General features: G+C 56.0%; 16 protein-coding genes. 1 reads left to right on the top strand and 15 read right to left on the bottom strand.

Features of this window, described 5'->3' with window-relative positions; genetic code table 11:
* Positions 1 to 30: 30 nt before the first annotated feature.
* The 15 genes from NL154_RS02000 to rfbA form a co-directional block, all read right to left on the bottom strand.
* Positions 31 to 897, bottom strand: a complete 867-nt coding sequence (locus NL154_RS02000) for a hypothetical protein (protein ID WP_221122492.1) — start codon at positions 895 to 897, stop codon at positions 31 to 33.
* The gene (locus NL154_RS01995) at positions 882 to 1,514 is read right to left on the bottom strand and encodes a PIG-L deacetylase family protein (RefSeq protein ID WP_004677164.1); all 633 of its coding nucleotides are present in this window, start codon (positions 1,512 to 1,514) and stop codon (positions 882 to 884) included. Before NL154_RS01995 ends, NL154_RS02000 begins: the two co-directional genes overlap by 16 nt.
* The gene (locus NL154_RS01990) at positions 1,511 to 2,212 is read right to left on the bottom strand and encodes a WbqC family protein (RefSeq protein ID WP_210629117.1); all 702 of its coding nucleotides are present in this window, start codon (positions 2,210 to 2,212) and stop codon (positions 1,511 to 1,513) included. The genes NL154_RS01995 and NL154_RS01990 overlap by 4 nt, the downstream gene beginning before the upstream one ends.
* On the bottom strand, positions 2,209 to 3,174 hold the full coding sequence (locus NL154_RS01985; RefSeq protein ID WP_434733489.1) for a PseG/SpsG family protein: 966 nt from the start codon (positions 3,172 to 3,174) through the stop codon (positions 2,209 to 2,211). The genes NL154_RS01990 and NL154_RS01985 overlap by 4 nt, the downstream gene beginning before the upstream one ends.
* On the bottom strand, positions 3,156 to 3,833 hold the full coding sequence (locus tag NL154_RS01980) for a cytidylyltransferase domain-containing protein (protein ID WP_434733488.1): 678 nt from the start codon (positions 3,831 to 3,833) through the stop codon (positions 3,156 to 3,158). The genes NL154_RS01985 and NL154_RS01980 overlap by 19 nt, the downstream gene beginning before the upstream one ends.
* The gene (locus NL154_RS01975) at positions 3,830 to 4,846 is read right to left on the bottom strand and encodes an N-acetylneuraminate synthase family protein (RefSeq protein WP_434733487.1); all 1,017 of its coding nucleotides are present in this window, start codon (positions 4,844 to 4,846) and stop codon (positions 3,830 to 3,832) included. Before NL154_RS01975 ends, NL154_RS01980 begins: the two co-directional genes overlap by 4 nt.
* Positions 4,847 to 4,959: 113 nt before the next feature.
* Positions 4,960 to 6,030, bottom strand: coding sequence for a radical SAM/SPASM domain-containing protein (locus tag NL154_RS01970; RefSeq protein ID WP_221122488.1), 1,071 nt, complete (start codon positions 6,028 to 6,030; stop codon positions 4,960 to 4,962).
* Between the two features lie 2 nt (positions 6,031 to 6,032).
* Positions 6,033 to 6,878, bottom strand: a complete 846-nt coding sequence (locus NL154_RS01965) for an NAD-dependent epimerase/dehydratase family protein (RefSeq protein ID WP_210629122.1) — start codon at positions 6,876 to 6,878, stop codon at positions 6,033 to 6,035.
* Positions 6,871 to 7,584, bottom strand: a complete 714-nt coding sequence (locus NL154_RS01960; RefSeq protein WP_210629123.1) for a nucleotidyltransferase family protein — start codon at positions 7,582 to 7,584, stop codon at positions 6,871 to 6,873. The genes NL154_RS01965 and NL154_RS01960 overlap by 8 nt, the downstream gene beginning before the upstream one ends.
* Positions 7,577 to 8,557 (bottom strand): NAD-dependent 4,6-dehydratase LegB, encoded by a 981-nt coding sequence (locus tag NL154_RS01955; protein WP_210629124.1) that lies wholly within the window; start codon positions 8,555 to 8,557, stop codon positions 7,577 to 7,579. Before NL154_RS01955 ends, NL154_RS01960 begins: the two co-directional genes overlap by 8 nt.
* On the bottom strand, positions 8,554 to 9,873 hold the full coding sequence (locus NL154_RS01950; RefSeq protein ID WP_434733486.1) for an ABC transporter ATP-binding protein: 1,320 nt from the start codon (positions 9,871 to 9,873) through the stop codon (positions 8,554 to 8,556). The genes NL154_RS01955 and NL154_RS01950 overlap by 4 nt, the downstream gene beginning before the upstream one ends.
* Positions 9,873 to 10,748 (bottom strand): ABC transporter permease, encoded by an 876-nt coding sequence (locus tag NL154_RS01945; protein WP_210629126.1) that lies wholly within the window; start codon positions 10,746 to 10,748, stop codon positions 9,873 to 9,875. The genes NL154_RS01950 and NL154_RS01945 overlap by 1 nt, the downstream gene beginning before the upstream one ends.
* Positions 10,745 to 11,851 (bottom strand): DegT/DnrJ/EryC1/StrS family aminotransferase, encoded by a 1,107-nt coding sequence (locus NL154_RS01940; protein ID WP_221146752.1) that lies wholly within the window; start codon positions 11,849 to 11,851, stop codon positions 10,745 to 10,747. Before NL154_RS01940 ends, NL154_RS01945 begins: the two co-directional genes overlap by 4 nt.
* A 1-nt stretch (position 11,852) precedes the next feature.
* On the bottom strand, positions 11,853 to 12,227 hold the full coding sequence (locus NL154_RS01935; protein WP_210629127.1) for a sugar 3,4-ketoisomerase: 375 nt from the start codon (positions 12,225 to 12,227) through the stop codon (positions 11,853 to 11,855).
* Between the two features lie 22 nt (positions 12,228 to 12,249).
* The gene (rfbA, locus tag NL154_RS01930) at positions 12,250 to 13,161 is read right to left on the bottom strand and encodes a glucose-1-phosphate thymidylyltransferase RfbA (protein WP_210629128.1); all 912 of its coding nucleotides are present in this window, start codon (positions 13,159 to 13,161) and stop codon (positions 12,250 to 12,252) included.
* A gap of 255 nt (positions 13,162 to 13,416) precedes the next feature.
* On the opposite strand from rfbA, the gene NL154_RS01925 reads away from it, so the two are divergent.
* The gene (locus NL154_RS01925) at positions 13,417 to 14,214 is read left to right on the top strand and encodes a glycosyltransferase family 2 protein (RefSeq protein ID WP_434733485.1); all 798 of its coding nucleotides are present in this window, start codon (positions 13,417 to 13,419) and stop codon (positions 14,212 to 14,214) included.
* The last annotated feature ends 2 nt before the right edge of the window (positions 14,215 to 14,216 follow it).

Here is a 14,216-nt window from a genome sequence, read left to right as displayed (position 1 = left end):
GGATTCCCGGAAGCGCAAATTTAAGCCGTCTCATTCTTCAAACCAGGCTTGGAACGGCCGGCGCTCAAATTCGTCCAGTGCCCCACCGGGTGTGGAATTGAAGATGCGGATATCATTTGCTCGCGCGATATTCGCGATGGCTCGATATTGTCGCCACAGCCGCGCCGCCTGCTGAAAGTCGTCGTGACGGTTCGTTGTCGGGGTGCCGTCCGCATTTACGGTGAAATCTTTTCCCTTTTGCACCTTGAGGTCGAACGCGTATTCATAGGTTGCTGACAGGAAGCGATCATGGTCGACGCCGAGCAGGATGATTTCCTTGAAACCAAGATACATCGCTATCATCAAGGCCATCACCGGGACTGAATCGACACGTGGCACCGGTTTGGAGATATCGACGATTTCTACCGATGGTCTTTCGTCGAAGCTTTCGCCGAGCATGAGATAGCGGACTGTTCGTCCTGAAAACAGATCGTGTTTTCGAACCAGCTCCGCTTCCGTGGAGCTGAGGAAGAGTTCCGCGCCGCCGAGGTGCGAATGCATCTCCTCGAACCAGCGGACCACGTCCTCGGGTGTCATCAATCCGTAGGTGATTTGCGGAACACAATGATAACGAGACTGGAACTTGTCGAAATCGGAATGCAGATAGCCGTTGGAAACGGTTATCACATTTTCGCCTTGAAGCCGCGACAGATCCAAGCCCTTGACGCTCGGTCCATTTCCTAAAATGAAACAGCGTTGGCCCGCACGCAGCCCGGCAAGCTGCCTGTTTTCTGCCAGCGATCTCGCGACATCAGCAGATAACTTGTGACGATTTTTAAGCCTGCGCTTCAGCTCATGCACACCATAGGGAAGCAGCATGGAGCCAAAGGTCAAAATCTTCCTCAAGGCTGCAGCCACTTCACCACCTCAAAGACTTCGGCGTATTTTACACCGATGCGCTGGCCGGCGTTCTCGGCTTCATTGCGGAAGAAGCTCACCCATTTCCGCCCGGTGCGCTCCATCTCGGATTCATGGGCAAGGATCGCTTTTTCCTTCTGGTCCCAATGGGCGGTAATGTCGACGTAGAAATTCCCCCTGAAATCGACGGTCGAATGATACCAGTTGCTGCGATACATCAGCAGGCGGGGCACGTGCCGGCAGCTGTGCAGCGATGCGCGCGACAGTGCCAGGTGGTCATGATGGATATCGCCGACCCAGTGGGTATAGACCATATCGATCTTCAGATCCTGCACCAGCTTGAGGATCTCGATATTCAGCGGGTCGACGAATTCGATCTGGAGCGTTTTGAACTCGCCGCAAAACATCTTTTGAACGCCGAGGATTTCCATCGCGGCATCCGCTTCCGCTCTGGCGACCTGGCTGCTGCGCACGGACTGGTCATATTGGTTGGAAAAGCCGGATACGGTCGCGACATAGACGTAAACGGTGTCGCCGTTTGCTGTATGGCGCGCCAGTGCACCACCGCAGCCGAGCTCAACGTCGTCAAAATGGGCACCGATCGCGAGAATGTTCATTTGCAACTCCAGAGCAGGTCACGCGTGCCTGCAATACCACAATTCAGCAGTGTGTCGAGAATACTGAGATAGGGAATGAAATCGCCGAAGGGCTGTGGATAAACCGGATGGACGAAATGCTGCCACTCGATTTCGATTCCGGCTGCCTCGAACAGTTCCGGCCGCATATAGTCGCGAGCGCCGAGACCCGAGAGATAACGCGTCGCTCCGACTTTGCCCAGCAATTCGACAAGCAACTCGTTCCTATGACCCACGGGGCTTAGAGTGCTCGATCGCACCGTCGGCATGGTGATTTCAAGCATATCCAGAATACCGTCCAGGAAATGCATGTTGAAATCGGCCAAGAGGTCGAACCGCTTGCCGTAGAGGACTTCGATGCGGGGAAAGACTTCGCTCCAGCCGGCGGACTTGCGATAGTTTTCACGAAGCAGTGAAAGGTTCTGGTCTATCCATCCGGTGCCCGGTGCCAGCTCCACCGCGTTGATCGGTGTGCCGAAGCTTGGCTTTCTGATTCCGACGGTGAGCCAGCGGTCGCCTTGTGCCGTCTTTATCTTGTCACGGTGCGTCCAGCTTTTGCTCGTTCCGTGGACAAACTGGACGTGGTCCAGAACGACGTAGAGGTCGGCGTTCAGAAATCGCTGAAAAAAGCCGAGATAGGACGCAAAGTCCGGCTGATGGATCACCGCTGTCAGGGTCATGCAGTCAATCTTTCCAGTAAATCGGCGACTCGGCCAACCCCGCCAAGGTCGACCTTGGTCATGGCGGTCTCGCTCATGCTCCTGATGGGAATTGCCTTTTCCAGGATGCCGAGATCGAAAGCGGAGTGATGACCGGCGAAGAGCGCTCCTCCAAGTTCCTCGAGCGCACGCCCGACCGGGATTTCAAACGGTTCGTTTGCGACCACGACACAGGGCAGGCCGGCCGCACACGCTTCGAAGGGCGTAAGACCGCCCCCGGTAATCGCCAGATCGTGCCCGTACATCTCCGCCGCAAGCGACGGCACCTGGTTCAGCAATCTGAACCGATCCGGCGGAGCCGCCGCGACGACCTCTTCAAGCTCCGCCATGTGCTGGAAGCTCGGGCCTGTCACGATGGTGACAGGGAAAGGCTTGCTGCTCAGCCATTTAGCGACGCGGACCGTCACTCCATAAGTGTCGGCGCCGCCGAGGGTGACAAGTATCGATGCAAGCTTTTCCCGAACTCGGCGATACCTGGCGATTTCAGGATTGAGTATCATGTACTCTATGCCCAGCCGAACATCTCTGCCCTTCAGACCCTTCGTGTTTTCGAACAGCAGAGCGCAGATATTCAGGTCGGCAAGTTCCGCGCCATCACCACGATCATCGAAGGTAACAAGCTTGGCGTCCAAGCGTTTGATCGTCTCGCTGTGGGATCGCTGCGTATTAAGGCGGTCGTTGATCCAGATCGGAGACGGAGCAGCGGCTTCGAGGAAAGCCTTCTCCCATCCCGTCACGGCTGCCAGATCATAGAGCGCCACGGCAAACCCGCGCTCGCGGATGATTCTCAAGGAATTCGGATGATCGTTTGCCAAAAATCGGACCGAATGACCGCGGGTGCGCAGCTCGGCGGCGAGCGTCAGCGACCGAAAAAGATGCCCCATGCCGCGTGCATGCGAACTTTCTACGCAGAAGACGAACATAGCCTGATCGCCTCTTCCGTCCCGAGCCAGGTTCCGCCCGCCTGCGCTGCGAGCGCACAGGCGCGTCTCCAGTCCTCCTCAGTATCCACCGTCAGGCGCAGCTCCGGAGAGATTTTGGCTGGGGGCACCTCGAGCCGACCAATCTTGAACAATTCGGGGCGATCGGTGAAGTATTCATTCACGTGTTCGCGATGGTGCGGCAGCTTCCCCTCGCAGTGGCTGCGCGATAGAGCTTCGAAGGTAAATATCTCGGCGCCGACGCCAATAGGCAACTGGCCAAAGGCATGGGTGTAATCGAATCCCTGCTTTTGGTGCAGATCGATCAGCCTCTCAAGCTCCTCGACGTCGGTAAAAGGATTATCTGCGGTCAACCGCACGATATCTGACATCCCGAGCGATCTCGCACACTGAAAATAACGATCGAGAACGTCGGTTTCGTCGCCGCGAAAGCAGCTAACGCCGTGCTCAAGGCACCAGGCTTCGATAATATCGTTCTCGCTGGCGGACGATGTCGCAACGACAACCTTTCCCGGGCGCTTCAGCATCTGAAGCCGACCAAGAACATGTCCGAGAAGGGGCTTTCCGCAAATGTCGCGAAGCACTTTTCCCGGCAGCCGCGTCGATCCCATCCGCGCCTGAATAATAACTCCAAGCGTCACGCCAGATCGCTCCATTGAAGGACCGCGTCCGCATCGAGGTCGTTTGCGACCCGCCGTCCTGCGAGAGCTTCGAAATGCTTCGGTTCAATTCCTGTTCCAGGTCGCTTAACGGAAATGTCGCCGGCGGAGATGACATGGCCGGCCTTGAGCGGTCGATTGACGACAACGCTCTTGCGATTGTTCAATCTCGTCGTTGCTTCACTCGCAGCCGGCTCCTTGCGGCCACTGCCTTTCATGATCTCGAACGCTCGTATCGCGTCGACGAGCCATTTCATTTCCGTCGGATCGGCCGAAAGCAAGTGGTCCGGGCCGTCGGCGGACTTGTCGTAGGTGAAATGACGCTCGATCACCCGGGCGCCCATCGCGACCGCACAGAGGCTTGCGACCGGCGTCAGCGTATGGTCGGAATAACCGATGTCGAGATCCGGAAACGCTTTCATCATCGTCTGCATTGCACGCAGGTTCACATTTTCCGGATGCGTCGGATAACTCGTGATGGCATGCAGCAGAATAAGCTTGTCGTTGCCGGCTTCCTTGATGGCGGCGACGGACTCCTGAACTTCGTCGAGCGTCGACATCCCCGTCGACAGGATGATCGGCTTGCCGGTTTTTGCCAGATAACGGAGAAAGGGAATGTTGACCGCGTCGTCCGAACCCACCTTGTGGGCGCCGACTCCACACTTCTCCAGTAGATCGACATCCGTTTCATGCGAAGGCGAGGAGAACCAGTCCAGCCCGTGCTCTTCGGCATAGCGAAACACCGCTTCGTGAAGCTCGTGGCCGATTTCATATTTGCGGAAGAGTTCGAACTGCGAGGTAACGCCGGTGTTCTCCATGTCGAACATGGCGTTGCGGCTCGACAAAGTCTCTGCGCGATAGGTCTGGAGCTTGACGGCATCCACCCCCGCCGCCTTTGCCTCGTCAATCAAGCGCTTTGCCTGATCAAACGTCGTGAAGTTTCCGCCGATCTCAGCGATGATATAGCACCGATCAGGCCGGTAATTCCGGAACATCCTGTTACTCCCTGTAATTCACGACCGGCAAAGCCGCCTCGCTCTCGCGGCGATCGCAGCCCCTAAACTATAGGCTTGGCGAGGTCTGGTCGTAGCGCGTGGAATTCGGCCGATTACTGCCCGATTTCCTGGTTTCGGTCGACGTAATTCCGCACAATGACCTGTCGGCCGCAAATCTCAGCCGTCTCATCATTGGTCTGTCTCGGCAGATAACATCTGCGGCAGACCTCGCTCTTCAGGAAGCCTTGCGGTTCCTTGTGCAGAGCGCGCACCGCGTTCATTTTTTCCCCATGCCAGATCTGGTGCACGGTTTCGGTGTTCGCATTGCCGATAACCTCGCGGTTCTCCTCGTCGTTCGAGCACTTCATGACCAATCCGTCGGCACCAATCACAAGGCGTTGGTACTGCTGCGGGCATGTGAAGTTATCGAGATAGGCGATCTCGGAATCGTTGCCGAGGTAATCGATCAACGGATTGAAAGCGACCAGATCCACATGAGGTGCAAAGGTCTCGTAGTAGAGATCGGGATTCTCCCGGATTGCCGGCCAGATACCCTGCACCTTGATCACAGGACGGTGGAGACCGCGCTCTTCCTTGTACTTCTTTATGTCCTTGATCTTGTCGAGCAGGGCTTCGAACTTGATCGGCTTGCGGATCTTCTCGTAGGTCTCACCGGTGCCGTCGATCGAAACGGTGATCCAGTCGATGCCGGCATCGACAAGCTGGGCGAAATAGTCTCTGTTGAGCTTGAAGCCATGCGTGAGGGTCGAAACCTCTTTGATCCCATGGTCCTTAGCGTAGCGCACACAGTCGGCGAAACGCTTGTGCAACGTCGCCTCGCCGCGCAGCGAGAGGCGGATCGCCGGAACCTTGCCGCCGATCTCATCGATAATCCGGCAATAGAGGTCCCAGTCCATCCGCGTCGTATTGACGTTTTTCTTGAACTCGTCGCTGATCGTATAGCACATGGGGCAGCGCAGGTTGCAGATCGACGCCAGCTCGAGATCGACGAGCAGCGGGTAATCCGAAACCTGCTGGTTCAGGGCATATTCCGACCATTTGCGACGGTAATCCGCGTATTCGGCTTCCCATCCCTCGCCACGGAATCTGTCGAACGCGGCTTCGCGCTCGTCCGTGTCCATCGAGTAGTTGCCTTTGTTGATCGGAACGTAACGCTCGTTCAATTTTACGACTCCTTCATCATCACGCGGATGCCGGCGGGCAGATCCCACTCCGGCTGCCATCCGAGAACGGCGCGAGCCCGCGTAATATCGGCCCGCACGTCAGGTATTTCATTCCGCCGAACAGCGCAAGACGACACTACTGGTAGATTAGTGCCGGCAGCTTCTTGCAAGATGTCGATGATTTCCTGCACCGAATACGACATTCCGGAGCCGATATTGATGCAGTGGTAACCTTCCGACACGTCCATTGATTTGGCAAAGGCGCTCAGGACATCGTCGACGAAGACATAATCCCGCCGCGGACCGAGGTCCATGACCTGTATTTCCTGTTTCGTTCTTACCTGATTCAGTAGCGTCGGTACCAGAAATTCCGGCCGCTGCCCAACCCCATATATATTGAAAAGGCGCAATACCACCACCGGTATTTGCTCGTATGTAGCAGCGAACTCACAGAGCTGTTCGGCAAGATATTTGGAAAGTGCGTAAGGGTTGTTCGGCTTGACCGGATCGCTTTCATGGATCGGCAGCCGTTCCGGCACCCCATAAACATAGGCGCTTGCGAAGACGAGTTTGGCCTTGTGCCGCTTGCACCAGTTCAAGGCATGCTGTGTACCGAGAACATTGGCGGCGGTGAAACTCGGGCCTTGTGTCCAGCTATCCGGAACGAATGTCCTGCCGGCAAGATGAAACAGCGTGCGCGCTGCCGGAAGCTCCTTCCAAAGGCGCTCTTCGCTAATGTCCCCATGCGTTCGCTCAAGCGCAAGCACATCGATGCCAGCTTGTTCAAGCCGCTCCACCAGACGCTTCCCGAGGAAGCCGCCTGCACCGGTGACGATGGCGTCAACCATTCAAGAACCTGGATTGCATGGTTTCGAACTCTTCGATCGCCAATGCATAATCGTCGGGGCGTCCGATATCGAGCCAATAGCCCGGAAAATCGCGAACCGTGGCCGGCTTGCCTGCCGCCAGTAGATCGAGCATCAACTGGTCAAAGCCGTAAGCGCCGCGTTGCGGTATGTGCTCGACGGCCGCCGAAGACACCATGTAGACGCCCATGCTGACTTTATACTCGGCCGTGGGCTTCTCCCGGAAGCCCGTTAGTCGTCCTGCGGCGTTGGTATCAAGAACGCCGTAGTCTATGCGATGCTGGCGCGTCTTGGACGAGATCGTGAATATATTGCCGTCCCGGACATGGACATCATGAAAATCGGCATAATTGAGGTCCGTCAGGATGTCGCCGTTCATCACTAGAAAATTCTCAGGAAGATCCTTGATCAACCGCAGCGGCCCCATCGTGCCAAGCGGCTCGTCCTCGAGCGAATAGTCGATGCGTACGCCCCACTTGTCGCCATCCTGGAAAAACGCCTTGATCAATTCGGCCTGATGATTGACGGCAAGCGTGATGTGCTGAAATCCGCCTGCTATCAGCTGCCGGATGATGACCTCAAGAATAGGATAATCGCCGATCGGCATCAAAGGCTTTGGAAGGACGACGGTATAGGGCCGCAACCTCGTGCCCATTCCCCCCGCCAGAATGACTGCGCGTCTAGACATTGAAAATATCCGCCTTATACCGCGCCAGATTCTGCGGCTGACGCAGCCATTCGATCGTTGCCTTCAGACCATCCTCCACGCTGTAACGCGGCGAAAATCCCGTCAGAGACTTGATCAGGCTGTTGTCGCAGCACAAGCGTTCCACTTCACTGTTTGCGGGACGCAAACGCTGTTCGTCGCATTCAATCTCGACGCTGACGCCGATGATATCGGCGATGAGCTGAACGGTATCGCCAATCGATATCTCGCTGCCGGAACCGATATTGACGGTCTGGCCGATCGCTTGGTCGCAGGCCGCGAGCGCCAGAAAGCCATCGCAGGTATCCTGGACGAAATTGAAGTCCCGCGTTGGTGAGAGCGCACCAAGCTTCAGGGTCGTCCGTCCGCTCAGAAGCTGTGAAATCACGGTCGGAATAACCGCCCTTGCAGATTGTCTCGGGCCAAAGGTGTTGAAAGGCCGGGCAATCGTCACCGGCAGATCAAAGCTCGAATAATAGCTGTAGGCGATCGCATCCGCACCGATCTTGGAAGCCGAATAGGGCGACTGCGCCTGCAGCGGATGGCTTTCGCTGATCGGCACAAAACGCGCGGTGCCGTAGACTTCGCTGGTCGAGGTCTGGATCACCCTTCCCACCCCAGCGTCGAGGGCTCCTTGAAGGACGTTCAGCGTCCCATGCACATTCGTATCGATGTAGCTTGAGGGTGCTTGATAGGAATAGGGAATCGCAATCAGAGCGGCGAGATGGAAAACCGTATCCACGCCTTTTGCGACGGTGCGCATTTGCGAGGGATCGCGGACGTCTCCGAGGATCACTTCGAACTGGCCGCGGTGTTCGGATTGGTCAAGCCAGCCCCAGCTGGAAAACGAGTTGTACTGGCATAGGGCGCGAACTTCGACGCCCGACCTGACCAGCGTCTCGACAAGGTGAGAGCCGATAAATCCATCCGCCCCAGTGACAAGCACTTTCTTCATCTCAAAACACCCTCAGAATCGCGCTGGAAGAGCTTCTCCACCTCCCAAGGCAACTGGATCGCCGAAATCGACGGCTTGCGTTGCTGACCCAGCATCTGGATAATTCCGACATTGTCCTCCACGTCAAACCGAATACCCTCGGCGACGGAATAGATCGAGAACCGGCTCGATATGCCGAGCCGCAAGTAGAAGGTGCCGGTGTTGAGGAGATATCCGGGAAATCTGACGCGCGCTTTGTAATAGCCGGCTGGCCGGGTATCCAGGCGCCCGACGTCGAGTTCGGGATCGGAAAGGCTGACGAGCGTGGTGTAGCCGTCCTCCATCTTGATCTGCATCCCGACCGAGAGGCCGGAAAGAGGCTCCCTCAATTCGTATTCGACCTCGACCGAGAAGCCGTTCGACAGTTCCACGGTTTCAGAAACCTCGTCCTTCTCGTTCAATACCGCGACGCGGCATATCACCGCCTTTCCGTCGATGTCCTCGGGATTGACCGAGTAACTTGCGGTACCGCCGAATTCCGGGCGATTGAGATAGGCCTTGATCACATCTGCGGTCTCGCCCATCGCAGCAACCTTGCCATCGGCCATCAGAATCGATTTCGGGCAGATGCTGCTGATCGCGGTCATGTTGTGACTGACGAAGATGATCGTTCGACCTGCCTTCGTGACTTCCTGCATGCGTCCCATGCATTTGTTCTGGAAGTTGACGTCGCCGACGGCCAGAACTTCATCAACCAGCAGAATCTCCGGCTCGAGATGCGCCGCGACCGAGAAAGCCAGACGCACATACATTCCAGATGAATACCGCTTCACCGGGGTGTCAATGAACTCGCCGATTTCAGCAAACTCGACGATCTCATCGAATTTGGACCTGACCTCGGCGCGGCTCATGCCAAGGATGGCTCCGTTGAGATAGACGTTCTCGCGACCGGTGAGCTCCGGATGAAATCCGGTGCCGACCTCAAGCAGGCTGGCAATCCTGCCCCGTATACCTATGAAACCCGAATTGGGCATGGTGATACGTGACATGACCTTCAACAGGGTGGATTTGCCGGCGCCATTCCTGCCGATAATCCCGACGATCTCGCCGTTCCCCACCTCGAAGGAGACATCATCCAGCGCTTTAAAGATGTCGCCCTTCACTCGCGACTGCTGACTCTTGTTGGAAGCATAATCGGATACAGAAACATTCGGATCGGGAAGGTTGCGCCACTTTGCCCACCAGCTTTGAAGGTCGCGATAAAGCGTGCCATGGTTGATCACGCCAAGGCGGTATAGCTTGCTGACGTGCTCGGCTCGAATAACGATATCGTTCATCAGACCGTATCCATCGCAGTTGCCTCCGCACGAGCGAAAAGCATCAAGCCGCACGTCGCGATCGCGACAGTCACAGCCAGATTGGCGAGACACAGACTGACCGGCAAAGCGGGAGAATCAAGCAGCGCCCAACGGAAGGTCTGTACCGGGGTCGTCATCGGATTGATATAAAAGAACCAGTGATACCGTTCAGGAATCTGACTAAAGGGATAGACAATCGGCGTGGCATACATCCAGAGCTGCGTCATGAATCCGACGGCATAAACCAAGTCACGAAAACGGACTGTTAGCGCCGAAACCACAAGCCCCGCACCTATACCAAGCACCGCAATATAGAGCAGCAGGAGCGGCGTCATAAATAGGAACCTGTAGCTCAATGCCAGATCGGGGGCGGCGATCTTCATCCCAACCGCAACCGTCAACAGGAGCAGGAACTGGATGGCAAATGCGACAAGCCCGCTCATGGCAACGGATAGCGGCACCACGAGCTTGGGGAAATAAACCTTTCCGAACAGGTTGGCATTTTTCGAGAAGACGTCGGAGTTATTGGCCAGACAGACGGAAAAATAACTCCAGATGATCGTTCCCGACATATAAAACAGGAAAGGTGGCAGGCCATCCGTGGAAAGATTGGCGATTTTTCCGAACACGATATAATACGTCATTGCCGTCAGCGACGGTTGAATAATGTACCAGACCGGCCCCAGAACCGTCTGTTTATAAAATGTCGTGAAATCCCGCATAAAGAACATCCAGACGAGATCGCGATATCGCCAGACGAGTCCGAGATCCGGCGCGCTGCCCTTCGAAGGCTTGATAACGATATCCCAATCTTCCTCGCGGGTGGAGGCCGATCCCTTCAGCTGTTCTGTCATGCCGCCAACTTCAGCTTTTCCGGGAGCGCAGTAAGAAGGCTGCAGACGCGCTCGATCTCATCCTTTCGATGCCCAGCCGAAATAGGCAGGCTCAGCTCGGTGGCATGCAGCTCATCGGCAATGGGATAGTCGCCGGAAAGAATGCCTTGCATTGCCTTCTGCCGATGCGGGGCGATCGGATAATGTATCTCGGTCTTGACGCCGTTATCGAGCAGCCACCGACGCAATTCGTCGCGGGCCGGATGACGTATCGCGAAGATATGAAACACGTCATACTCGGCAGGTCGACGAAGCGGCTGCGCGAGCCATTTGGGCAAATTGGCAAAATAAACATCGGCCAGTGCCCGCTTATGTTCAGTCACCTGGTCGAGGTGACGGAGTTTAACCCGCAGGAATGCCGCCTGCATCTCGTCAAGCCTCGAATTTACACCAATATAGACGTTCTCATATTTTTTCTTCGAGCCGTAGTTGCGCATATGTCTCAGGCGATCGGCAAATTCGTCATCGTTCGTGACGATGGCGCCCGCATCTCCGAGAGCTCCAAGATTCTTGGTCGGATAGAAGCTGAAGCAACCGGCAATTCCGAAGGTGCCGGTCAGCTTGCCGTCAAAGCGCGCGCCGTGAGACTGCGCGCAATCCTCGATCACCTTGAGACCATGCTCGCTTGCAAACGCCGCGATCTCGGTCATCCGGCAGGATTTGCCGAAAAGATGCGTCACGCAGATTGCCTGCGTCTTGTGTGTGAGCGCCGCTGGAAGGCGCTCCGGATCGATATTGAAGGTTTCGCGCTCGGGCTCCACCAGAACGGGTTTGTGGCCCGCGCGAAGAATCGCCAGAACAGTGGCTATATAGGTGTTGGAGGCAACCATGATCTCGCTGCCTTTCGGCAGGTCGAGCGCTTCGATCGACAGGATCAATGCATCCAGACCATTGGCCACGCTGATGCAATGTTTGCTTTCCGCAAAGGCAGCGAATTCAGCTTCGAATGAGGAGACCTCATTGCCAAGTATGTACCATCCGGACCGAATGACGCGGGATGCAACCGCCTCCAACTCTTCCATCAGCGGGCGGTTGGCCTGCGCTAGACTTTCATACTCAATCATCTCAGAGCCGTTCATAGGGGGTGTCGATGTAGTCGTCCTTATCATATCCGTGAGAGGCAAAAACCAGCAGGATAGAACCAGGACCGAAGGTCATTTCATGCCAGTCCCTTGGCTCTACCAGCAGGCACTGGTCCGGTGACGACAAGGTGACCTCTTCCCTGGCTTTTCCATCGTCCATCAAAACCATCACGCTCCCCGAAATCGCCACCAAGGCCTGCCGCGTCTTGTGATGACGATGACCGCCGCGTGTGTATCCGTCAGCACCATAGATCCAGAAGCTCCGGACCACCGGAAATGGCAGTATTCCGTCCATGACGGTCAACGCGCCTCGTGAGTCGGACATTGTCTTTAACTTAAGCAGGGTAAAAGCAGACAAGATTGATTTCCAGTTTTGCAGGTCAGCCGGGCGGGAAATGCGGAGTTGGTTCCCTCACCAGGCTGATGAGGTATCGACCGTAAGAGCTCTTTTCAAGTGGAGCTGCCAGCCTCAGCAACTGCTCGGCATCTATGTATTCCAAATGAAAGGCGATTTCTTCGGGGCAGGCAATCTTCAGCCCCTGGCGCCGCTCGATGGTGGCAATGAATTGACTGGCTTCAAGGAGTGAATCGTGCGTGCCCGTATCAAGCCAGGCATGTCCTCTGCCCAAGACGGCAACATTCAGCCTGCCGGCCGCCAAATAATGGCGATTGATATCGGTAATTTCGGTTTCACCGCGTGGCGATGGTTTCAAGGCGGCAGCAATATCAACCACGTCATTGTCGTAGAAATATAAACCGGTTACTGCATAAGAAGAGCGGGGCCTGGATGGCTTTTCCTCCAGGCTGAGGACTTTGCCCTGACCATCAAATTCCACTACCCCATACCGGTCGGGATCGTGGACTTTGTACGCGAAGATCGTCGCTTCGTCCGACCTCGCGGAAGCCGCGGATAAATCATGAGTCAGGAGGTTGCCGTAGAAGATATTGTCTCCCAGCACGAGGGCGGTTGCATCCCGCGCGATGAATTCCCTGCCAATCGAGAATGCCTGGGGAATTCCGTCCGGTGCAGCCTGCACGGCATATTGGAGATTTAATCCCCATTGGGCGCCGTCACCCAGCAACTGTTCAAAACGCGGGGTGTCCTGCGGCGTGGAGATAATCAGGATATCCCGGATGCCTGCAAGCATCAGCGTTGACAGGGGATAGTAAATCATCGGCTTGTCGAAAACCGGAAGAAGCTGCTTCGAAATGGCGAGAGTCGCGGGATGAAGTCGGGTGCCCGAGCCACCGGCGAGCAAGATGCCCTTGCGCAGTTTTTTATTCGAAGACAAGAGACCTCCTGTAAAACCTGGTAAAGCCGCGTGCATTCACGAGCCTGGCGTGGTGACCATCGCTGTTCGACACTGCTCACTACAGATAGATTGATCTGCATGCAATGCACTTACCAAGACGGGAAGTCGACCAATCGCCGGTCAATCGGACATTGATCGAGGATAATCTGCAGGACTGGATTGCGACGCCGCCTCTCCGTCTGCTACGGGTCGGCTAGATTTCGCCCCTAGAATGTGAGCAAGATACTCGTCAAAATGGCTGTAGACACCGCCGATCCACGCCCTCCTCGGATAAGCCTCATCACTGTTTGCTGGAACGCCGAACAGACCATTACCGATACGCTGCGCTCCATCGACACGCAAACCTACCGCGATTTCGAGCATATCATCGTCGATGGTGGCTCAACCGATTCCACCCTCGCCATCATCGCTTCGGCGCCGGCGGATAACCGCCGTGTGCTTTCTGAGGTGGACGGAGGTATCTATGAGGCCATGAACAAGGGGATTGGCCTTGCGAGCGGCGACATCATCGGATTCCTGAATGCCGACGACACTTTCGAGAGCAGCGACTCCCTGGAAACCGTGGCGGCAGCGCTGGACGATAAAGCCTATGACGGCTGCTATGGCGATCTCGTCTATGTTTCCAACCGGCACATCGATCGCAAGATCCGTTACTGGAAATCCCGCGCATTCAAACCCGGTTTCTTCGCGCGCGGCTGGTGCCCGCCGCACCCAACATTCTATGTTCGGCGCAACATCTATGAACGGTTCGGGCGGTTTGACCTGCGTTATCGGCTTGCAGCCGACGTCGAGCTGATGATGCGATTTTTGGAAGTCGCGCGGATCAGAACGATCTATATTCCGCGAGTCTTGGTCAGAATGCGCTTAGGGGGCGCCACGAACAAGAACGTTCAAAATATATCGCGTCAGAACAATGAGGTGCTGCGCGCCCTTGCCGACCACGGCCTCAAGGTCTCAACATCAATGTTCTGGGCCTTCAAGATCGTGAACCGGCTAGGCCAGTTCCTGATGCGCAATCGATCGCAGGACTGATC

This window comes from Rhizobium sp. YTUHZ044, assembly GCF_051123975.1.
GTDB lineage: Bacteria > Pseudomonadota > Alphaproteobacteria > Rhizobiales > Rhizobiaceae > Rhizobium.
The sequence above is the reverse complement of the archived record's forward strand: the minus strand, read 5'-3'. Positions and strand labels throughout refer to the sequence as shown.

Excerpts from the sequence above, each read along its gene's own strand:
- NL154_RS01995 (WP_004677164.1), bottom strand. The coding sequence starts at position 1,514 with ATGAACATTCTCGCGATCGGTGCCCATTTTGACGACGTTGAGCTCGGC.
- NL154_RS01990 (WP_210629117.1), bottom strand. The coding sequence starts at position 2,212 with ATGACCCTGACAGCGGTGATCCATCAGCCGGACTTTGCGTCCTATCTC.
- NL154_RS01985 (WP_434733489.1), bottom strand. The coding sequence starts at position 3,174 with ATGTTCGTCTTCTGCGTAGAAAGTTCGCATGCACGCGGCATGGGGCAT.
- NL154_RS01975 (WP_434733487.1), bottom strand. The coding sequence starts at position 4,846 with ATGTTCCGGAATTACCGGCCTGATCGGTGCTATATCATCGCTGAGATC.
- NL154_RS01965 (WP_210629122.1), bottom strand. The coding sequence starts at position 6,878 with ATGGTTGACGCCATCGTCACCGGTGCAGGCGGCTTCCTCGGGAAGCGT.
- NL154_RS01960 (WP_210629123.1), bottom strand. The coding sequence starts at position 7,584 with ATGTCTAGACGCGCAGTCATTCTGGCGGGGGGAATGGGCACGAGGTTG.
- NL154_RS01955 (WP_210629124.1), bottom strand. The coding sequence starts at position 8,557 with ATGAAGAAAGTGCTTGTCACTGGGGCGGATGGATTTATCGGCTCTCAC.
- NL154_RS01950 (WP_434733486.1), bottom strand. The coding sequence starts at position 9,873 with ATGAACGATATCGTTATTCGAGCCGAGCACGTCAGCAAGCTATACCGC.
- NL154_RS01945 (WP_210629126.1), bottom strand. The coding sequence starts at position 10,748 with ATGACAGAACAGCTGAAGGGATCGGCCTCCACCCGCGAGGAAGATTGG.
- NL154_RS01940 (WP_221146752.1), bottom strand. The coding sequence starts at position 11,851 with ATGATTGAGTATGAAAGTCTAGCGCAGGCCAACCGCCCGCTGATGGAA.
- NL154_RS01925 (WP_434733485.1), top strand. The coding sequence starts at position 13,417 with ATGGCTGTAGACACCGCCGATCCACGCCCTCCTCGGATAAGCCTCATC.